This is a genomic window from Dysgonomonas termitidis, assembly GCF_042654545.1.
In the GTDB taxonomy this organism is placed as follows: Bacteria; Bacteroidota; Bacteroidia; order Bacteroidales; family Dysgonomonadaceae; genus Dysgonomonas; species Dysgonomonas termitidis.
On the sequence record NZ_JBHSGN010000045.1, the window covers coordinates 1 to 22,526 of the forward strand.

14 protein-coding genes and 1 pseudogene are annotated in these 22,526 nt (G+C 42.1%); 7 read left to right on the forward strand and 8 right to left on the reverse strand.

The window, feature by feature from the left end:
- Positions 1–56: 56 nt before the first annotated feature.
- The 5 genes and pseudogenes from ACFO6W_RS05145 to ACFO6W_RS05165 all read left to right on the forward strand — a co-directional run bounded on the left by ACFO6W_RS05145 (position 57) and on the right by ACFO6W_RS05165 (position 8,799).
- Positions 57–4,083: pseudogene (locus tag ACFO6W_RS05145) on the forward strand (hybrid sensor histidine kinase/response regulator transcription factor).
- Between the two features lie 398 nt (positions 4,084–4,481).
- Entirely contained in the window at positions 4,482–5,471 is a 990-nt protein-coding gene (trpS, locus tag ACFO6W_RS05150; protein WP_379994301.1) for a tryptophan--tRNA ligase, read from the forward strand.
- Positions 5,472–5,644: 173 nt separating this feature from the next.
- Positions 5,645–6,997, forward strand: coding sequence for a DUF4026 domain-containing protein (locus ACFO6W_RS05155; protein WP_379994302.1), 1,353 nt, complete (start codon positions 5,645–5,647; stop codon positions 6,995–6,997).
- Positions 6,998–7,078: 81 nt separating this feature from the next.
- Positions 7,079–8,017, forward strand: coding sequence for a glycosyltransferase family 2 protein (locus tag ACFO6W_RS05160; RefSeq protein WP_379994303.1), 939 nt, complete (start codon positions 7,079–7,081; stop codon positions 8,015–8,017).
- Positions 8,014–8,799, forward strand: a complete 786-nt coding sequence (locus ACFO6W_RS05165; RefSeq protein ID WP_379994304.1) for a polysaccharide deacetylase family protein — start codon at positions 8,014–8,016, stop codon at positions 8,797–8,799. Before ACFO6W_RS05160 ends, ACFO6W_RS05165 begins: the two co-directional genes overlap by 4 nt.
- Positions 8,800–8,801: 2 nt before the next feature.
- On the opposite strand, the gene ACFO6W_RS05170 is transcribed toward ACFO6W_RS05165, so the two are convergent.
- The 3 genes from ACFO6W_RS05170 to ACFO6W_RS05180 form a co-directional block, all read right to left on the reverse strand.
- Positions 8,802–9,035 (reverse strand): DUF4834 family protein, encoded by a 234-nt coding sequence (locus ACFO6W_RS05170; protein WP_379994306.1) that lies wholly within the window; start codon positions 9,033–9,035, stop codon positions 8,802–8,804.
- 137 nt (positions 9,036–9,172) lie between these two features.
- Entirely contained in the window at positions 9,173–9,994 is an 822-nt protein-coding gene (locus ACFO6W_RS05175) for a DUF4249 domain-containing protein (protein ID WP_379994307.1), read from the reverse strand.
- 5 nt (positions 9,995–9,999) lie between these two features.
- The gene (locus ACFO6W_RS05180; protein ID WP_379994308.1) at positions 10,000–12,312 is read right to left on the reverse strand and encodes a TonB-dependent receptor; all 2,313 of its coding nucleotides are present in this window, start codon (positions 12,310–12,312) and stop codon (positions 10,000–10,002) included.
- Between the two features lie 363 nt (positions 12,313–12,675).
- On the opposite strand from ACFO6W_RS05180, the gene ACFO6W_RS05185 reads away from it, so the two are divergent.
- Both ACFO6W_RS05185 and ACFO6W_RS05190 read left to right on the forward strand, forming a co-directional pair.
- The gene (locus tag ACFO6W_RS05185) at positions 12,676–13,479 is read left to right on the forward strand and encodes a patatin-like phospholipase family protein (RefSeq protein ID WP_379994309.1); all 804 of its coding nucleotides are present in this window, start codon (positions 12,676–12,678) and stop codon (positions 13,477–13,479) included.
- A 163-nt stretch (positions 13,480–13,642) separates the two neighbouring features.
- Positions 13,643–15,034: a Gfo/Idh/MocA family protein gene (locus ACFO6W_RS05190; protein ID WP_379994311.1), complete on the forward strand. Its 1,392-nt coding sequence runs from the start codon at positions 13,643–13,645 to the stop codon at positions 15,032–15,034.
- 149 nt (positions 15,035–15,183) lie between these two features.
- On the opposite strand, the gene ACFO6W_RS05195 is transcribed toward ACFO6W_RS05190, so the two are convergent.
- The 5 genes from ACFO6W_RS05195 to ACFO6W_RS05215 all read right to left on the reverse strand — a co-directional run bounded on the left by ACFO6W_RS05195 (position 15,184) and on the right by ACFO6W_RS05215 (position 22,524).
- Positions 15,184–16,407: an isocitrate dehydrogenase (NADP(+)) gene (locus tag ACFO6W_RS05195; RefSeq protein ID WP_379994312.1), complete on the reverse strand. Its 1,224-nt coding sequence runs from the start codon at positions 16,405–16,407 to the stop codon at positions 15,184–15,186.
- 33 nt (positions 16,408–16,440) lie between these two features.
- Positions 16,441–17,325 carry an alpha/beta hydrolase gene (locus ACFO6W_RS05200; protein WP_379994313.1) on the reverse strand — a complete coding sequence of 295 codons (885 nt, stop codon included), beginning with the start codon at positions 17,323–17,325 and terminating at the stop codon, positions 16,441–16,443.
- Positions 17,326–18,124: 799 nt separating this feature from the next.
- A complete protein-coding gene (locus ACFO6W_RS05205; protein WP_379994314.1) occupies positions 18,125–19,792 on the reverse strand; it encodes an arylsulfatase in 1,668 nt (555 codons plus the stop codon).
- A complete protein-coding gene (locus ACFO6W_RS05210) occupies positions 19,789–20,919 on the reverse strand; it encodes a family 43 glycosylhydrolase (RefSeq protein ID WP_379994315.1) in 1,131 nt (376 codons plus the stop codon). Before ACFO6W_RS05210 ends, ACFO6W_RS05205 begins: the two co-directional genes overlap by 4 nt.
- A 45-nt stretch (positions 20,920–20,964) precedes the next feature.
- A complete protein-coding gene (locus tag ACFO6W_RS05215; protein ID WP_379994316.1) occupies positions 20,965–22,524 on the reverse strand; it encodes a sulfatase family protein in 1,560 nt (519 codons plus the stop codon).
- Between the last annotated feature and the right edge of the window lie 2 nt (positions 22,525–22,526).

Here is a 22,526-nt window from a genome sequence, read left to right on the forward strand (position 1 = left end):
AAGTTAAGGGATTGACCTTTTTTATTGGATAATTCTATAAATAGCAACTTGAATTAATTATTATTCTGTCTATACCCTCATCATCTCACGCTCAGTCCTATACGATAAAAAGGCTGGGTATAGAACATGGTGTTTCAAACAATTATATTGTGAGCATTACGCAGGATAAAAGAGGATTCTTGTGGTTTGCCACCGAATCCGGATTAAACAGGTTTGACGGAAATAAATGCAGAATCTATAAAAAGAATAACATTGAGGGCAGTAACAGCGTAAGCGGCAACGAACTGAACAAAGTATATGCCGATCAACATGATAATGTGGTATGGATCGCGACACAACGGGAAGGGCTAAATATGTTTGACTGCTATTCAGAAACATTTACCCATTATAAACATGACGCCGCCAATCCATCGGGAATTATAACAAACGACATTACCGATATAACCAACTCTAAAGACGGAAACCTATGGCTGTCTACATATTACAGGGGTGTCGAGTATTTCAACAAAAAGAATAAGACGTTCGAACACTATAATCAGTCTACAATTCCGGGGATGGTCAGTGATAATGTCTGGTCTGTAAATGAGGATAATAAGGGATTGCTATATATAGGACATGTGTCGTCAGGACTGAGCATACTATCATTGAAAGACAAAAAGATAAGGAATTTCAGAAACGATCCGGATGATAAGGAAAGCTTGCCGGGGGATGAAGTAAGGACTATCTATGTAGATAAAAATGATAATGTGTGGATAGGAACGAACAATGGGCTGGCTCTTTTCAATGCCGAGAAAGAATCATTTATAGTATTCAGCCACGATCCCCAAAACAAGGCTTCCCTGATCTCGAACTACATATACACCATTAATCAGCTCAGCGACGGGAAATTATGGGTCGGAACAGAAAAAGGCGGGGTAAGCATCCTCGATATAAAGCAAAGCATGTTCCTGACCCCTCAGCATGTTTCGTTCAATAATATTTCTTACCGGGACGATAGCAAAGGATTTTCGAATCCGACGATCCGGTGCATTTATCAGGACTCTTTCAACAATTCCTGGTTTGCCACATATGGAGGAGGGATAAACTTCATCAGCCATTATTCGCCTTTTTTCGATACATGGTCGTACTCACCTATACAAACTCTGAATAATTCTTTAAATAACCCTATAGCATGGGGAATATGTACCGATGAGAAAGACCGTGTATGGATAGGTACCGATGGCGGGGGAATCAATGTTTTCGAGAATGGGGAAAGGACGTGGATTTTAGATAAAAAGAGCAATAAGATAACCGATGATGCTATCTTAGCCGCAATCAGAGACTCAAAGAACAATCTATGGTTCGGCACGTTCCGGGGTGGCGTGAACATATTCGATTCACAGAGGAAAGCCGTTTCGGAATTTATGATAGAAGGGAAAAACACCGATGTCAGGTGTTTTTATGAAGACAACGAAAAGAATATGTGGATAGGTTGTACCTATGGATTATACCAATACAATATTGAGACAAAGAAAGGGCAGTTGTTCTCTACCGGGAATTCCGAACTGCCCAACAATCTGGTACGTGCCATATCGAGAGACAACAAAGGGCAAATATGGATTGGTTTTTTCGGGGAAGGACTGGCTGTTCTCGACAAGAATTTGAAAGTTATCAAGACTCTGAAAACAGACCGGGGCTTCCCGTCCAATACCGTAGATCATATATATAAAGACACAAAGGGGCAAATGTGGGTGGCCACGGGAGAGGGGCTTGTCTATTTCAAATCTCCCGATAAAATGGATGAATATATCGTTTTCGACGAGAAAGACGGGTTAATAAACAGCCATATCCGCGCCATTACCGAAGATAAGGATGGAAACATATGGATTAGCACCAACGGAGGGATCAGCCGTTTTATGCACAACAATAACAAGTTCGATAATTACGACCATTACAATGGGGTTCCCCTGGGTGATTTTATGAGTGGTTCGGTTACCAAAGACTCCAATGGAACAATATTCTTCGGCTCGCAAAACGGCGTATGCTATTTCAATCCGGAGGCTGTGCCTACCCGAATAGATTTACCGCCTACAGCTATCACCAGTTTCAAAATATATAGCGATCAGCTGAAAATATCGGATAAGGATACGGATATACCGGTTACGTCCGATATTGAGTTAAGCTATAACCAGAATACATTCAATATATCATTCAATGTATTGGATTATTCGCTCAATCATCTGGTTGAATATACTTATATGCTCAAAGGCCTGGAGGATTTATGGTACAATACACAGGGAGAAAACTCGGTTACCTTCCGCAACATTCCTCCCGGCACATACGAACTGGTAATTAAATCCCGGGTGAAAAATCAGGACTGGTCGGAAAATATCACCTCTCTGAAAATCAATATCAATCCGCCATTGTGGCTCACATGGTGGGCTAAAGCACTGTATATTATAGCGGTTTTCTGCATAGTGATTCTTATACTCCGTTTCTATAAGCGTAAACTCGACTTAGAGAATTCCCTTACTTTAGAAAAGAAAAACCATCTGCAAGAACAGGAATTAAATAACGAAAGGCTCCGCTTTTTTACGAATATAACCCATGAACTGCGTACTCCTCTGACTCTCATACTGGGCCCTTTGGAGGATCTCCACAGCGATCCAAACCTCATAGAAAAGCATTCTTCCAAAATATCTGCCATTTACAGGAGTGCGACACGGCTATTGAGTCTTATAAACCAGATTCTGGAATTCCGGAAAACAGAGACCCAAAATAAAAGACTTAGTGTATATAAAAGCGATATTTCACAACTGATACATGAAGTAGGTTTAAAATATAAAGAGCTTAACACCAACAAGCGCATATCATTCAATATCAGCATAGAAACTCAGGACGTGAATATTTTCTTCGATCCGGATGTAATAACGACCATCCTGGAAAACTTATTATAAATATACGCAAAAAGGAAGTATTTCGCTCATATTGAGATCTGTTGGGGATAAAGGTGTAAACTATACCGAAATAGAGGTCAGAGATACGGGAAGAGGCATTCCTCCTGAATCGATTTCCAAAATATTCGACAGGTATTATCAGGCCGAAAGGGAGCAACAGGTATCCGGTACGGGCATCGGACTGGCCCTTGTGCACAATCTGGCGTCCATACATCAGGGAGAAATAGCTGTTGAAAGCAAACCGGGTGAAGGAACTTCTTTCCGTTTCAGAATCGTCGAGGACAATACTTACCCCGATGCCTTGCATATGGATAAGACAGCCAAAGATGCCATAGAAGAAAACAGAGAGAAAGAAAGAACGGAAACGAATGACACAAAACAAGTCATTCTGGTTATCGAAGATAATGACGATATCAGGGATTATATCCACAACTCACTATCCGAACAATACAAGGTATATACTGCTTCTAACGGGGAAAAAGGGTTAGACGTAGCTTATGCGCACATACCGGATATTATTATCAGTGATATTATGATGCCCGGGATGGATGGCTTCGAACTGAGCAGAACGTTGAAAGCAGATGTCAGGACAAGCCATATACCAATCATCCTGCTTACTGCAAAGGATACGATTCAGGACCGGACAGAAGGGTACACAATTGGAGTAGAGTCGTATATAACAAAACCGTTCAGCGCCAGCCTGCTGCATAGCCGTGTCGCCAATCTGCTGGAAGCCCGGCGGAAGGTCGCAGAATTGATAAATAACAATACTGCAAATAAGAATGCCATCATAATAGACTCTATAAGCAAAATAGATAATGAGTTTATAGAAAAAGTAACATCTATTATTGAGCAGAATCTGGATTCGGACAATGTAGATGTTGCATTTATCGCGGATAAGATGAATATGAGCCACTCCACGCTATACAGAAAAGTCAAGGCCCTCACCGGCATGTCTGCAAATGAGTTTATAAGGAAGGTGAGAATACGCAATGCGGAACAACTCCTTCTGACGGGGAAATATACTATCTCCGAAATATCCTATATGGTAGGAATGAACAGTGTTACATATTTCCGTCAATGCTTCAAAGAAGAATTCGGCCTGGTGCCATCCGAGTATATAAAACAAATAATGAACAGAAAGTAATCGGAATAAATAAAGTTTTAGCTTTTCGGGGAAAGTTTATCTATAGGGTAGATAGCTGTTAGCGGTAGACTATTAGCTGTTAGCTCTTTGAAGTACTGATTAAAGTAGTTATGAGTTACAAGTAAACAAGATACGAGTAAACGAGATAGGAGATACAAGTTGTTAACTGATGACTGTTTACTGACATATCTGTTACCTTTGTTACCTTTTGCGCCTTTAGCATCTCTGCCTGAAATACTGTTTACTGCTAACTGTTTACTGTTAACTGAAAAAAACTGTTACCTTTTGGCCGAATCCCTCATTAACTGTTAACCGGTCCGGATACAATAAGTAAGATATATCCGGCATTTTGCAGATTTTGACTATCTTTGCATATCAAAAACAGAATATAAACACATATGGAAACAGTTTTAAGCGGTATCCGCTCTACAGGGAACCTGCATCTTGGAAATTATTTCGGTGCACTCAGGAATTTTACAAGAATGCAGCATGAAAACAAATGCTTCTTTTTCATAGCAGATTATCATTCACTGACCACGCATCCCGATCCAAAGATATTGCACGGCAATGTAAAGGGTGTATTGACAGAATACCTTGCAGCAGGTATAGACCCCGAAATATCGACTATATATATACAAAGTGATGTAACCGAAGTCTGTGAATTATACTTGCTTTTGAATATGCACGCGTATTTGGGCGAACTGTCCAAAACCGTTTCATTCAAGGAAAAGGCAAGAAAACATCAGGATAATGTAAATGCAGGGCTACTGACTTACCCTACTCTTATGGCTGCCGATATATTACTGCACAATGCAGATAAAGTGCCTGTTGGTAAAGATCAGGAGCAGCATCTGGAGATGACCCGTAAGTTTGCCCGCCGTTTCAATAACCTTTATGGCGTGGAATACTTCAAAGAACCTGTAGCCTATAACTTCGGACAGGAGCTGATAAAAATACCGGGTCTGGACGGCAGTGGTAAGATGGGAAAATCGGAAGGCAACTGTATCTATCTGGACGAGGACCCGAAAAGTATAGAGAAAAAAGTAAAGCGCGCCCTGACTGATGAAGGACCTAAGGCTCCGAACTCCGAAAAGCCGGAATATATAGAAAACCTGTTTACAATATTGAAGGTAGTATCAACAGAAGATGTTGTTCAACATTTCGAAGACAAGTGGAATACTTGCGAGATACGCTACGGAGACCTGAAGAAACAGCTGGCCGAAGACATTATAAAGGTTACGGCTCCTATACGCGAACGTATCATTAATATTAAGAACGATGATGCGTACTTGCATAAAGTTGCCACCGAAGGGGCGGAAAAAGCACGGGAGAGCGCACGGAAAACGATAAACGAAGTAAGGGAAATAATGGGGATACATAAGTTCTGATAATCAGAACTTACCCCCAATATATTATATGCCTCTGTGCATACGGGAACCGGCATATATTTAAGATTTGCTTATTTTATAATATACCGTTTTTTTTCATTACGTTTGTATATATAAAAAAGCTAAGCAGATTATAAACATATCTTTATAAATATATCTGATCAACCTCATATATGGACAACAACGAGAAATATGACCTGCTGGCTGAAGGCGAAACCGGGCTGGCTTCAGGAATGGGTATTTACCCCCGTAGCAAAAGCTTTAAGTTCGATGCTGCACAGATAGAAAAATCACTATCTTCTCGAAAAGATTTCAAACTTATATCTTTTAATAAGACTGAAGTTGATATAGAGTTTTCAATTATGAGTTTCGCAGCAGAAATTGAATATCAGGACACTGTATTTAATGTGGATATGTATGTTTGTGAAGCCAAAAATATAAACCTGAGTGATTACAGTTTTGCAAATTCGATAGATGAAGAGTCATTGCAAACAGCAATGGAGCAGGATCAATATATGGAGACGTCCATGTATTTCGAACTGGAGCCCCTGACTTCATTCCATTTGCAACTGAAAATAATGGATGCTATTGTCCCCGAAGCCAGTCTTGTAGTAGACTTTATGTCTTACAGGCTACTGTCTGCCAAATGGCTGAGTATGACCGCTAAATCACCGACGCCCCCTTCGCCGGATTATCTGTACACATTGCATTGTGTATATGACGAAAACGGGGAGAACGGTAATCGCAGATATTGGTTCCATACGCATGGGTTACATCGCTGCGCATCTGTAGAACTGGAGATCCTTAATTTCAGTCAGGGGGCGGAGCAGATGAATACATTGATAAATATGACAGTAAAGAAATTTCTGTCGCATCCCGCAAAGGAAAAAGAACGGTTTACCATCGGTTATGACGGTATGGGAATCAACCTGTGTTGGCTCCGATGGGAGGAAGCTCTGAAAGATTTGCCTAATGACATACTCGGAAGCGTGGCGGATCGTGACGAAGTAGATAATGTGCATGCCGAACCTTCCGGAATTCTCTTTGCTGTGGAAGATGGCAATATGGTTTCTCCCGAAATATACGCGCCTACATTGGCCGAAAATCCAATTTATTATATAACAAATGAGGAAACCGAAAGAATGAGCGCGTTGGCAAAAGAACGCTTTTCTTCATTCGAGAGAGTATTCAGGAAAGAACACAAACAACCGGAAAAGAAATCGTTCCTCAAGAATATTTTCGGTTCGAAAAAAGAAGAGGAACAACCCGGATGGACTTTCCTTGTAAAATTGGGATTGACTGTGGATAATCCCGAATCGGGCAGTGAAAAGGAACACTTGTGGTATGATGTGATATCTGTAGATGATGGGAAAATAGAAGGCAAACTTCTCAATCAGCCTTACTGGATATCGGGGCTGAACGAAGGAGATATAAAAACATATCCTTTCGACCTGCTTACAGACTGGATTATATATTCCCCGGACAATACATATACGAGTGATTCTATTTACCTGTTGGCAGATTAACCGGACATAATTATGAAATCCGGACAACTTTATCTTTAGTTAAAATAAGAGCCTTATCTTTACGTAAGATTAAGAATAAAAATGATATTAAACAAAAAAGTCTCGATCGTAATCTGTTGTTATAATGAGGAATCTAATATTCCCACAGTGATAAAATCAATTCATGAAAGCATGGATACGACAGGTTACCAGTATGAGATTATCGCCGTCAACGATGGCAGCAGCGATACAAGCCAGGCTTTACTGGAGAAAATGTGTGCCGGAGATCCGCAGCTTTTCTACATCGAATTTTCCCGTAATTTCGGACATCAGAATGCCCTGAAAGCAGGACTGGACAATGCCACAGGCGATTGTATCATATCCATGGACGCCGACATGCAGCATCCGCCGCGTATGTTGCCCGATTTTATCAGGAAGTGGGAAGAGGGCTACGATATAGTATATACCCGGCGTATGGATGATCCGGCCCTGTCGAAAAGGAAACGCGGAAGCTCGAGCCTTTTTTACAAGTTTCTGAATATGGTATCCGATATACACCTGGAACAAGGTGTTGCCGATTTCCGGTTGATGGACAGGCGCGCGGCAAATATCCTTATCAATATCAAGGGTAGTGATTTGTTTATAAGAGGCATCGTTCACTGGATAGGTTTTAAACAATATGCATTGGATTATATGCCCGATAAGCGGCTGTCGGGACAAACGAAGTATACGTTCAAGAAAATGCGCAACCTTGCTGTGCAAGGGATATTATCTTTCAGTACCAAGCCTCTCCACCTTGCCTTATACCTTGGTTTCGGCATAGCCTTATTATCCTTATTACTGGTACCATACGCTATTATCAGCCTTTGGACAGGACATGTAATGGCAGGCTGGGTATCATTGATAATTACTGTCGGATTCCTTGGCGGATTGCAATTATTTATTCTTGGAATTATCGGATTATATATAGGACGGATATTTTCGCAGACTAAAGGTTTTCCTCCGTATATTATCCGAAGTACAAATATTACTGGCAAATGAGTTCAAAAATATTATTAAGTTTCGATATAGAGGAATTCGAAATGCCCCGTGAATATGGAGACCCTATCCCGCTTGACCTGCAAATGGAAGTTTCCATAAAAGGCACTGCCCGGATACTCGATTTGCTGGCTAAACATGGCGTAAAGGCAACATTTTATACCACAGCCAATTTCGCCAGCCATGCTAAAGATATAGTAAGCAGGATAGTTAGCGAAGGGCACGAACTGGCTTCGCACGGATATGTACATGACCATTTCGAACCCCCGCATCTAAAGATGTCGAAAGATATTTTGGAAGAAATCGGAGGGGTACCTGTACGTGGTTACCGTATGGCACGCATGGCACCTGTGCCCGAGGAAGAAGTCTTCAAAGCGGGGTATATATACAATTCATCTATCAACCCTACATATTTGCCGGGCAGATATAACAAATTGAGCGAACCGCGTACATGCTTTATGCGTGAAGGAGTGTGGCAACTACCGGCATCGGTAACCCCGGCACTCCGTTTTCCGCTATTCTGGATTTCTTTCCATAATCTGCCTTTAAGTATCTATACAAGCCTGGCAAACCGGACTTTGAAAAAAGACGGATACCTGAATGTCTATTTTCATCCGTGGGAATTTATGGATATAGGGCCGAAAAAGAAGTATAATTTTCCGTTCTATGTGACAAAAAATACGGATGCAAAGATGATAGAAAGATTTGGAAAGCTTATCGAATGGGGAAAGAGCAAAGGCTACGAGTTTCTCCGCACATGGGATTTCGTGGAAGGTATGATATGATCTTATTTGTCATCTTTCACCTCTTCATAGCTGATATATTCCCCCTCGTTCTTTGAAAATTTTTTTTGTGAGACATTCGGTGATTTCGAACTTTGAGATTTTGTACCCGGCCGTTTTTTATTAGATTTCCCCCTATCTTCAGGGCCCAAAAAGCGTATGATACGTCCCAGAAGGACACCTATTACCAGAAAACCGAATAGACCCAATATTAACAGAAAGCCAAGAAACTTAAACATACGACAATTGAATTTCAGATATTAAGGTCACAGACCTTTTTGTTGCTTCATTAAATTAAAGTACAATAAGTAGTTAGATTGTAATAATGTATCATTAAATACTATCTTTTACTTAATTGGATAAGCAAATATACTGATTATTCATCAGATTCGGAATATATGGCATCCGGACTTACTACAAAATATGCGACACTTGTATTATATCCTTTAAAACAGCCTAATACATCTCCCGTAAAGTTTGTTATCGGATTGGTCCCGCCATCGGCAGCAATTGAGAACAAGGATTTGTAAAATGTGTACATGCCCTTATCCAGTGTTTGCATTTCTATTCTGATCTGGTCTCCTGTCTTCAGATCCTGATCGTTGTTGTCATCTTTGTCGAAGTATAGTATGCGGTGAACTTTTAATCCGTTTCTGAATTCATCATCATCCAGATATATACTCTTCATGGCATTATCGTTCACATAGAGAATTGTATAATAATAATTCACTTCATCTACAGGATCATAGAAAATGAAGGACGGCGAATACCAGGAATCTTTCCCCGCCTTTATCTCATAGATATAGGTCTTTTCAATAGGTACAGCATTCGGGATAACAACACTGGCTTCGTGCATGTTGCCTTCTGCTATCACAGCTATATGATATCTCTTATTCACTTTGCCTAACATATTGGAAAGATAAAGACCCGACATATTCTGAGCTTCCCTTAAAATCTCGGAATTCCCATCTTCATCAGTTAATATTATCTCCGCGCCTGCAACCGTTTTGAACGAGCTGTTGTCATTAAAGGCCTGTGATTTTGTGAGGTAGACCGTACACGGTGAACCTTCCGTAATAGCAGCATTTATCACAAGCTTGGATGTAGCTGTACGTAAATCCAAATCCACAATCTTCTCACAGGTTGTGAATAGTATCACAACGATTGTGGCTAACAGAAGTTTATATATAATTTTCATGTCGTTCAAAATTTAAAATTCCACGATATGGAAGGAATAACACTGAATAGATAAATCATATATGATTCCGATACCATCCGTTCGTCTTCATTCTGTCTGAAACCAAACATATAGGGATTTTTTCGTCCATACGCGTTATATACACTAAAGACCAGTTCCGAGGAGTACTTCTTTGTTTTCTTCAGTGTGCATATCGCCCCCAGGTCGAGCCGGTGAAACGATGGAGCCCTATAACTATTCCGGTCTTCGTAATAATATATCGCATGGCCGTCAACAATGTATTTTCCCGATGGAAATGTCAGTGGGTTACCTGTTGCAAACACCCATGTCGCAGATAGCGTCCATTTCTTATTAAGGTCATAGATACCTACTATGGAAACATCGTGTGTGCGATCCTGATTTGCCACATACCATTTCCCATCGTTAATGCCATTTATTTTCTTCTCACTGCGGGCAAGAGTGTATCCAACCCAGCCGTTAAACTTCCCGAATCTCTTCTTCAGGAATAGTTCCAGACCATATGTCCGCCCTTTTCCAAATAGTAACTCAGTCTCTATTATCTCTTTGGTACGAACGTCTGCGCCGTCCTTATAATCTATCTGGTTTCTCAGGTCTTTATAATATAGTTCGGCGCTGAACTCAAACATGTTATTTGAAAAGTTACGGAAATAACCTACTGAAACCTGATTCGCTATTTCCGGCTTTATATAATTGGTATTGGCAATCCACCTGTCGGTAGGGCTGGAAAGATTAGATGTGGAAAGCAAATGTAAGTGCTGGGTAGTGCGTGTATATGCCGCTTTGACGGAAGACACGCCGTCCAGCTGATAAGCAGCCGACAAGCGGGGTTCTATGTTCCAATACGTTTTAAGGAACTGGCCTTTCTTTGTGGATACAGTATCCGTAATAGTATGATTCTCGAATTCATAATAGTCGCCTCCCCCCAGTACGCTGAAAGACGACAGGCGCAAACCGTAGCTCAGTTCCATTTTATCATGCAGCTTCATACTGTTCGAGGCAAAGATGGCATTTTCCCATGATTCACGGTGTTCGTAAGGGGAGATCTGTAATTGAGATGGGTCCTTACTGCTCAGATCACCGGGTACAACCTGATGATAGATGGATGTAAAGCCTGCCTTTATTGCATTCTTATTATCCGGATAAAAGCTGAATTCCTGATTCAGGTTAAAGTCTTTGATATGGGAAGCTACATTCAGGCCAGTTGTGAGATCTACACTTACATTATAAGTATAGTCGGTATATGATAAGGTTGTAGCCGAGGCTGCTTTTGCATTGAATATATGATTCCATTTCAGACTGGCGATTGTATTTCCCCAGTCTATCATCGCAACTTTATTCAATCCTAATTTATCCTTCCCCAGATAAGCCGTTAAAGTAAGTTTGTTCCTGTCCGACAATACATAGCTTAGTTTGGCGTTCAGGTCGTAGAAGTACAGCTTCGAATCTTTTACCTGCTCTACTCCGATTACACGTGCCAGAGCATCTGCATAAGTACGCCTGGCAGAAACAATAAAAGAGGAACGTTCTTTCTGGATAGGCCCTTCGAATGTAAGGTTTGATGATATAAGCCCGATACCTCCGTTAGCATGATAGCTCTTTAGGTCTCCATCCTTCATACTTACATCCAATGTGGAGGACAACCGGCCTCCGTATTGCGCTGGCATGGAGCCCTTGTAAATAGTCATGTTATCTACTGCGCTGGAGTTAAATGTGGAAAAGAAACCGAAAAGATGCGACGGGTTATATACTGTGGCATTATCCAGCATTATCAGATTCTGGTCGTTACTACCGCCCCGTACATAAAATCCGGTATTTCCCTCCCCGGCACTTATTACTCCGGGTAATAACTGGATGGTTTTCAGGATATCCCGTTCACCCAGCAGAACGGGTATCTTATTTATCGTTTCTATCTCCAGTTTGTCCACTCCCGACTGAACATTCTTTACATTCTCATTCGTTCTTCGGGCAGATATTTCCACTTCTCCAAGCGAAACCACTTCCGGGTCAAGATCTACATTGAGCGTCTTGTCCTCATTTAGTTTAATTTTAAGCTGCCTGGTATTATATCCGATAAGTTTAAAGATCAGGTTATATTCTCCTTGCGGAAGGGTCAGGGTGTAATACCCCGATTCATCCCCAAAGCTTCCCTGCTGAGGTCGTTCTTTCACCCCGACAGAAACCCCGACAAGAGTTTCCCCATTATCGGCATTATTTATCCGGCCTTTTATCGTATACCTGTTTTGAGCCAAAGCCGCTAAAGACAGAATCAGCAGGAGCGCAATCAAGAGAAATCTCATACTATATTTTTTAGGGCTAACAATAAGCCATACTCAATATCAACGGAGAAACTGCCGTTTTATTTAGTGTTTCCTTTTTCAGGATTTAGACAAAGATAATTGTTTATTCGTTAAAATAATGATAAAAAAGGCACTACAATGTAAAATATCGGGTGATAATCCTGTCATTTTTAGGGTTTTTAATTAAAATAGAATTTAAGCTCTCCGAAATTACAAATTACAGTGTCTTCCGGGGGGAACTGGCACTAAACCCGGCTACAGGCACATTAATCCTACCGGAATTAAATTTATTATACCAACAGTTTCATCAGTAAAAGGATTATGACTAAATTTGCTCTGAACTAAATTTGGCGTCACTCAATAATGAGCTCCGAAAAAAACATATATAAGCTGGGAATAGCTCTGAGTGGAGGAGGAGCGAAAGGCTTTGCCCACCTCGGCGTGTTACAGGCGCTCAATGAAAAAGGGCTTTATCCGGAGGTTATATCAGGTACGAGCGCCGGAGCTTTTGCCGGAGTATTATATGCTGACGGGCATACTCCCGAAGAGATAATATCATTCTTCAAGAAAAAAGTTTTCCGGGAGTTCGCCGAATTTACAATCCCTCATGGAGGTTTTTTTAAAAGTGAAGGCTTTCAGTCCTTTCTGAAAAGGCATTTAAGATCAAAAAACTTTGAAGATTTAAAAATACCCTTACATGTGGTAGCTACGGACATAGAACATGGCGAAAGCAAAGTTTTCATGTCCGGTCCGTTAATACCGGCAGTAATAGCCTCGTGCTCCGTTCCCATCATATTCAGACCTGTGGAAATCAATAAGCATTACTATGTAGATGGCGGACTATTCAAAAACTTTCCCGTTTCGATAATACGCCGTGAATGCGCAAAAATAATCGGGGTAAATGTAAGTCCGATCACTAAATCAGAATTCCGCAGTTCTATAAAGTATATCGCAGAACGCTCGTTTCACTACATGTCAGGCTCAAATACGCTACTCGACCGCAACTTATGCGATTACCTGATAGAATCGGTATCACTCTCCTGGTATTCGATGTTCGACCTCGACCATGTAGAAGAAATATATCGGGCAGGATACGAGTTGACTATGGCATTTTTCAAAGACAACGAAGAAGCTTTATTAAAAGATTTTTCCGTTCCCACAATATAACCCACAGTAAAAATGCCTCTCACAAATATAGAGATATAAGGAATTACTAATCGTAAAGGACTTCATTTTAAGCTTAAATTCTTATTTTTGTATCGATCGTCTATTATCAAACACAGGTACTTTAAAATACTAACTATATATAGACCTATAAACATTCTAATCCATGAAGAAAATTCTTTCCTTATTTACCATTGGCTTTCTGCTTATTAGTTGCGGACAGCAAAAAGTAAAAGAACAGTCATTTGTTATAAAAACAGATGTTCCGGCACGTCCGGCGGGACAAACTGACGTTTTAGAGTTGAAAACCGATCCGCTACCGACTGTCCGTGTGGCTTTCATTGGTTTGGGGATGCGTGGCCCGGGGGCTGTGCAACGCATGACACATATACCTGGTGTAGAAATAGTCGCTCTGTGCGATGTGGAACAAAAGAATACGGAGAAAGTAAATAAGATGCTTGTGGAGGAGAGAGGTTTCCCCAAGGCTCAGGAATTCTACGGAGATACTTCCGTATGGCGCAAGGTCACGGCTTTACCCAATGTGGATCTCATCTATGTAGCTACAGACTGGAAAAGTCATGCAACAATAGGTGTGCAGGCCATGAAGGATGGCAAGCATGTCGCCATTGAGGTACCTTCGGCAATGACCATGGATGAAATATGGGCATTAATAAATACCTCGGAACAAACCCGGAAACATTGCATGCAACTCGAAAACTGCGTATATGACTTCTTCGAGCTGACCACCCTCAACATGGTTCAACAAGGACTGCTGGGAGAAATAGTACACGGCGAAGGTGCATATATACATGGTTTACAGCCTTTCTGGGATCAATACTGGGAAAACTGGCGCATGGATTACAACAGGAAACACAGAGGAGACTTATATCCTACACACGGGCTTGGGCCGGTATGTCAGGCGATGAATATACACCGTGGCGACAAGATGAATTATCTTGTATCTGTAGATGCCAAGCAAATATCAAGTATCAATTATATAAAAGACAAAACCGGTGAAGATGTAAAGGACTTCCGCAACGGGGAGCATACATCTACCCTTATCTCTACCGAAAAAGGCAAATCCATCCTTATCGAGCACAATGTAAATTCACCGCGCCCTTATAGCCGTATGTACCAGCTTACCGGCACAAAAGGTTTTGCCAATAAGTATCCGACTCAAGGTTATGCTCTCGATGGAGGTGCAATAGACCCAGCGGTTGCCGCCAATCACGAAAACCTGAACGCTCATAGCTTTGTTCCGGATGATGTAAGGAAAGCGCTGATGGAAAAATACAAGCATCCTATCGTTAGGGATATAGAAGACAAGGCCAAAGAAGTTGGAGGTCACGGAGGTATGGACTTCGTAATGGATTACCGCCTGATATATTGCCTGCAAAAAGGCTTACCCCTGGATATGGACGTGTATGACCTTGCCGAATGGTGTTGCCTGATTCCATTAACAGCGATTTCTCTCGATAATAATTCAGCACCTGTCGAAATCCCGGATTTTACCCGTGGAGGATGGAACAAACTGCAAGGGCTTAAATTTGCGGAATAGGAAGGTATATACAGGCTTATTGACATTAACACTGATATGATCTTTTGCAGAAAAGACGCTATCCTGCATGAAGATTTCTTTCCTACCAGATAAAAAAACACTTGCGGAACTGTCCGCAAGTGTTTTTTATACATCTTTTTATCTGATGATTATGCCAATTTCATCTGTAATCCCTGGCTGACCGCATCCAGGAAGTCTTCCGTATTCAGATAATTCGAACGCTCTATTTTATCTCCATACACAAGCATGGCAAGATCCTTTGTCATTTTACCCTGCTCCACCACCTCTACACAGGTTTCTTCCAGTTTATTCGCAAAATCGATCAGAGGTTGATTCCCGTCCAGTTTACCACGATGAGCCAAACCTCTAGTCCATGCAAAAATAGAAGCGATCGGATTTGTCGATGTCTCTTTACCTTGCTGATGCTGACGATAGTGACGGGTCACTGTTCCGTGGGCGGCTTCCGCTTCCATTATCTGCCCGTCAGGAGTAAGCAGTACCGAAGTCATCAGGCCGAGAGATCCGAATCCCTGTGCTACAGTATCGGATTGCACATCTCCGTCATAATTTTTGCAGGCCCAGACAAAACCTCCGTTCCATTTCAGGGCAGAGGCCACCATATCGTCAATCAGGCGATGTTCGTAAGTAATGCCGGCTTTTTCATATTCAGCCTTGTATTCGTTATCATAAACTTCCTGAAATATGTCTTTGAAACGTCCGTCATAAGCCTTCAATATTGTATTCTTTGTTGACAGGTATAACGGATATTTCTTTTGCAGGGCCAGCCTGAAACAAGAGTGAGCAAACCCGTATATTGATTCATCCGTATTATACATTCCCATAGCCACACCGTCTCCACTGTAGTTGTAGACAGTATATGACTGGGGTTCACCCTCCTCTGGCGTAAAGGTTAGGGTTAATGTCCCTTTCCCTTTGGTAACAAAATCGGTGGCTTTATATTGGTCGGCATGCGCATGACGCCCGATAATGATCGGTTGAGTCCATGTATTCACCAAACGGGGGATATTGCTGATAATAATCGGTTCGCGGAAAACTGTCCCCCCTATTATATTACGGATAGTCCCGTTAGGCGATTTCCACATTTTCTTGAGCCCGAATTCTGTAACACGCGCTTCATCGGGGGTGATAGTCGCACATTTTACGGCTACCTTATATTTCTTTGTAGCCTCGGCGCTGTCTATCGTTATCTGATCGTCCGTTGCATCACGGTTTTGAATACTGAGGTCATAGTATTTCAGATCTACGTCTACGTACGGAAGAATAAGTTTGTCTTTAATATACTGCCAGATAATACGGGTCATTTCATCCCCGTCCATCTCTACAACAGGATTCGCTACTTTTATTTTCTGCATCTTATTTTATTAATACTGGTTTTGTATAAAATATTACTGTTTGTTTTGTATATCTTTCAGCCATGTACCCAACAGGTCCAGCATCTGTGTATGATATTTGAAATTTTCTCTCATACCCCAGCCATGACCGCCTTCGGGGAATATATACATGGCGGCAGGTACATTATTCTGCTTCAGGGCATTGTAATATGATGTACTATTAGCCGGCGGTACGGTCCTATCGTCATCACTCAATAACAATATTGCAGGCGGAGTGTTCACATTTATCTGTTTTTCGTTCGAAAAAGTATGCATATCGGCAGCCGAAGGTTTATCTCCCAATAAATTTAATTTGGACCCTCCATGGGTAGCTACTTCCATTGTTATTACCGGATAAAAAAGGATTGAAAAATCAGGCCTTGTGCTTGTTCCCTTTATTGCATAATGAGTAGAAGCCGTCGCGGCCAGATGTCCGCCCGCAGAAAAGCCTGCAATACCGACTTTATCGGCGTCAATACCCAGATCGCCGGCATGTTCGCGCACATAACGTATCGCCTGTTGCGCATCATCCAATGGTATTTCCTTATGTTTGTTCGGCATCCGGTATTTAAGAATGGCGGCGGTTATACCCTGCTCATTCAGCCATTTAGCAAACATCACCCCCTCGTGTTCTATAGCCAGCCCGGAATAGCCCCCTCCGGGACATATCACAACTGTCATACCTGTGTTTTTTGCTTTATCCGGCTGATAGATAGTCAGATCGGGAGCAGACACATTTGTAACCCAGCCTCCGTTTCTCTCATACCTTTCGGCCTCTGTTATTTCATTACTTGTCGGGGGATTTGTTTCCCACAATTTCACGATCTTCTGAGCATTCATATTTACACATGTAAACAGCAGCAAAGCACTTGCCACTAATAATTGACGGGTGTTTATCATTTTGATCAAATTTTAAAAATCAGATTTTCAAAGATAGATATTTTAAGGTTTAAATCAAAGATGTAATATGCAGAATGAATAGTAATATCTCTTGAAAACTTTATCTATATAATTAGAGCCTATAACCTTTGGCTGTTAGCTTATAGTTCTTTGAAGTATTGATTAAAGTAGTTACGAGTTTGCCTCGCCTTCGCTTCGGCGAATGTTATTTCTTCGCCCTTCGGGTAGTTACGAGTTACAAGTTGGCTGACGTTTTGTTTTGTTTCACGCAAAGACGCAAAGGCGCAAAGTTTTACATCTTACGAGTTGTTGACTGATGACTGAAAATACTGTTACCTTTGTTACCTTTTGGGAGAAAGATACGAGAGACAGGTTGTTTACTACTCTCTGACGGGATGCTTCGTTTCTCTCACCCGCTCGCGCAGACGTCTCGTCTGTGTGTTGCGTAGCAAACATTTTTGAACTGTCAACAAGACACGGACTGGAAGTCCGCGCCAGCGGGAGTTAACTACTCCCTGACGAGATGCTTCGTTTCCCTCAGCATGACAGACCACGATACTGATGACTGTTTACTGTTAATACTGTTTATTGTTCACTGAAAAAAGTGTTACCTTTGTTACTTTTTAAGAAAGTTACGAGTTACAAGTTGGTTTACTGTTGACTGCTAACTGTTTACTGTTAACTGATTACCGCTATCAGATAAAAGCTGAAAAATGTCAGAAGTGTCAGATTTTAACATAGTTGCCAATTTTCGCGCATCCGCCGTGTAAGGCCAATAGACACTTTTTATTCATCACGTTTATTTTAGTTTATTTTCCCTAAAGTCTTTCTGGCGTCCCTTGTTATATGTATTCCATACTTTAGGGAAGTAGAGCACATCGCTTTTATCCGCCCATTTAAAATAGGCATTTTCAAGTTCTTCCGCCATTTTGGGATACGTCTTTATCAGATTATGCAGTTCAGTCCGGTCTTCCTTGATGTTATAGAGTTCCCATTCGTCGCCTTTAAAGTTCGCTGAAACAAGTTTCCAATCACCTTTTCGCACCATGCGGTTACCTTCATGCTCTGCATAAATATAGCGTTCCGGCATATCTGTGCCCCGTATTATCGGAAGAACGGATCTACCCGGTGTCGGTATGATCTTTCTGCCTTCGTACTCATCGGGATATGTTGTTCCGGCCAATTCGATACAAGTTGACATAATATCTGAGAATTGCGCCGGTTGGTGGTCTATTCCTCCTTTGGATTTAATATTGTCACCCCATCGGATAATACAAGGTGTAGAAATGCCTCCTTCATGTGCATAATGCTTGTAAAGAGAGAATGGAGTACAACATACATTCGCCCAACCGGTTCCATAGTGATGATAGGTACCGGGAAGCCCCATCCGGTCCAATTCTTCACCTGTATGTGTGTGGTATTCCGTTCCGGTCTGTTTGTCAAACCCAAACTCATGCCATTCGGCGCAAGCTCCGTTGTCGGACATAAACATGATAAATGTATTATCCAGTGCCCCGTTCTTTTGCAGGGTTTCCAGTACCCGGCCGATATTGGCATCCATAATATCTACCATTGCCGCATAGATGGCCATGCGGCGCGCCAGATCGGCCTGCTGTTCTTTAGTCAGTGAATTCCATGCCGGCAGCGGATGTGTCTCATCTTCGAACAGACTCTCAGGAACAATGCCTCTTGGACTAAGTTCCGGTTTTCCCTGCATTAGTTTCATATCCACGATCCGCTTCCAACGTTGGTCCCGGATTTTATCCCAGCCCTGCAAATAGGTTTGCATATACTTGTCGGTCACTTCTTTGGGAGCGTGCAAGGGAAAATGCGGAGCATTATAAGCCAGATACATAAATAACGGCTTTTCCTCCTGATGCGCCTGATTTATGAAGTCTATAGCATAGTCGGTTATTACATTCGTAGCATAAAACTCCCCATCTTTGTACTGGCGGAGTATCCGGCCTTCCGGCAAACGTGAGTATACTTCAGGATTCCAAAAGGAATTGAAGCCGCCCAGCAGTCCGTAATACTCCTGAAAACCCCGTTCTACCGGATCAGCCGTTCTTCCCAGGTGCCATTTGCCAGACATTGCGGTAAAGTATCCGGCATCCTTAAGTACCTCGGCAATAGTAACATTGTCCGAGTTGGAGCGGAAACCCGCGTATCCTTTCGGCCATGCAGGACGAATAGCATCCATGTGCCCTAATCCTGTCTGGTGCGGGTAAAGTCCTGTCAGCAGATTTGCCCGTGACGGGCAACTGCGCGCACTGTTATACATCTGGGTCATCCTCATACCCTCCTTTGCCATTTTGTCGAGGACAGGAGTCTGTATCTCGCCTCCAAAGCAACCAATATCAGAAAAACCCACATCGTCCGCTAATATAATGATGATATTAGGTTTATCCTGTGCGTAAGCCATTGCTCCCAAGACTAGTCCTCCGGTAATTAATAATGGTATTTTCATTTTTCCTGATAATTATGATTGGGTTTGAACTTGCCGTTTTCGTAAAGCATCGGGATCAGTCCGGGGCGGCAGGTTACATCGTATTCGGCAGCTTGTGCTCCGCGCGGATTGAAAAACATAGTCGCCCACCAGTTACCGTCCTTATCTTGAAACAAATTGTTGTGTCCCCCGCCTGTAATGGCGTTATAACGCTTACCATAAGGCCCGTATACATTGTCGGCAGTAGCGATGACACAATCGTAGCTATAACGGGTTTTCTTATTTGTCAGGCCTTCTTTTTCCACATATGTGTCTCCTTCCGCCGTACGGTGTGCCCAGATAGCCTGTACCAAATGGTATTTTCCATCGTGCCTGAAAATAAACGCTCCCTCACAATATGGTTCAGGTTCGAATTTTGTCTCTTTCAGCATTACAATTTCTTCATCTAGACCACTCATATCCGGCTTCATACGTGCTATATAATGGTTGTGCCCTACAAAATAGACAGTGCCATCGGTGTCTTCGAATAAGCTTCCGTCAATATTCGGATAGATTGCTCTATCCTTATTGCCTTCTATATTCTCATAAGGTCCTTCCGGTTTGCCGGTAGTACTCTGCAAAATAAAAGAACCTCTTCCTCCCGCCGATTCATTCAGGCAAGCTACTATAAACCAGTTTTTCGCACTTTTTATATAGTGCAGTTCAGGAGCCCATACTGCATGAAAACGGTTATCGAGAGGATCGTCGTTAAGAGATTTTTTCTGATATTTTTCGCCCTCTTTATATACTTTCGGCTCTTTCTGCCATGTTCCGTCCTTCTCCATCGACCAAATCCGCCCCATTGCCTCCCAAGACTTCATGTCTTTGGAACGCCAGAGATACAAGCCATCGTTCCAGTCCCAGCAGTGTCTTTGCCCGGGAAACTGGCGATCGGGAGTAGAAGTGGTACCAGTGATATAATAATAGCCATCCGGCCCGAGTGTACTCCATGTATCGCGCATCCAATAATCGAATGCAGGTCTGACGGACTTAGGAACATGCAGCTCCGGGGCTTTCGTATCGGCAACACCGTATGATTGCGGCGATGCCGTACAGGCTGTGATGAATACTGTTACTGAGATAAAGGCTGATCGTAAAATAAATTTCATATGTTATAATCTTTTTTAATATCTGTAGATGTATACTCTTTTGATTCATTCCAAATCTGAGAGAAGATAGTTATATGGATTTTGCTTAAAATGATAACGCTTCCGTGGAAGAGGCAACGGGTCTTGCAAACGTAATTCCCAGGTTACCAATCCCGCAAGAAGTTCTGTCTGAACAATACTGTATTTCTTGTCTCCGAATAAATTATGTATTTCCGATGGGTCTTTTTTCAGGTTGTATAGTTCTCCTTTACCATAATTATCCATAACCAGTTTCCAGTCACCTTTCCTTATCATCCGTGATGTACCGCTTTGTGTCCATGTGTTCAGTTCATCGAAATGTGCTATTTTTCCCGGTGTTAAAGCACCTTCCTGTTCGAAGGTGAGTGATGAATCCAATGGAACATTGGCACCTCCAAAACCCTGTTGTACTACAATACTGGAGAATTCCTCTTTGGGATATGTTTTTCCTGTCAGCATAGGCCATAGGCTGCGTCCCTGAACACCCGCCGGGATTTGAGCACCGATAACGGAACAAAAAGTTGGAAAAAGATCGGCAATCGACACATGACCAACCATAGGAGCAATCTGTCTCTTTATCTGATAACCTGCCCATACCATCGGAATACGGCTCAGACTTTCCGAAAGTCCGGCTCCCTTACGAATCAAACCATATTCTCCCCAATAGTCGCCATGATCGGACAGGATTACAAATACGGTATTTTCAAATTGACCGCTTGCCTTTAATGATTCTATCAGCCTTTTTACCTGATCGTCTATCAGTCGTATCATTCCGATATAGTTAGCCCGGATTCTCGGTAAGTCTTTTTCCAGATTCGGGCAGGATTCATCTTCCAGTTGCGCCAGGATACGGTACTTCTCTCCTTTTTTCTCCAAATCTTTACGGGATGTTTTCAAGAGCGGGAGTTTATCCGGTGAAAACATGGAATAATAAGGCTCGCATACCTGATATGGGTTGTGAGGTTCCGGAAAAGATACCCAAACAAAGAACGGATTGTCTTTCTGAGATTCAATCCAGGTTAATGTTTCATCCACGATCTTTGTTGGCAGCTGCTCCTCTAAAGGTATCGGGGAAGGTTCCAGCCATTGGCCCTTTGCTTCCTGATTTAAGAAACGGGCAGTTTCTTTATCTCCGGGAGTTATCTTTTTATTCTTGCCCCAATGTCCGTATTCTGACCAGAAAGACAAGTCGGAAGGTTTCAGATAAGAATGGTTCTTGCCTACAAGTGCTGTCTTATATCCGTTTTCCTTCAATACACCAGCTAAATCTTTATCGAAGTATATATCAGGAACATTGTGATTTGTACGTACATGAGTTGCCGAAGGGAAACGCCCGGTAAGCATGGAGCAACGGGCCGGAGAACTGGCCGGCGCTACCGTATATGCTTTATCGAACCACACGCCCTCTTTAGCCAATCGGTCTACAAAAGGTGTTACATCCAAAGGAAAACCTTCCCTGCCACACAGGTCAGCGCGCTGCTGATCTGTCATAATTACAACAATATTCGGTTTTCCTGTTTGCGCTATTAGTGGCGCGCACAAAACCGGTAGAGCTAAGCCCGCAATGCTTAAAGCCGTATTTTTCATAT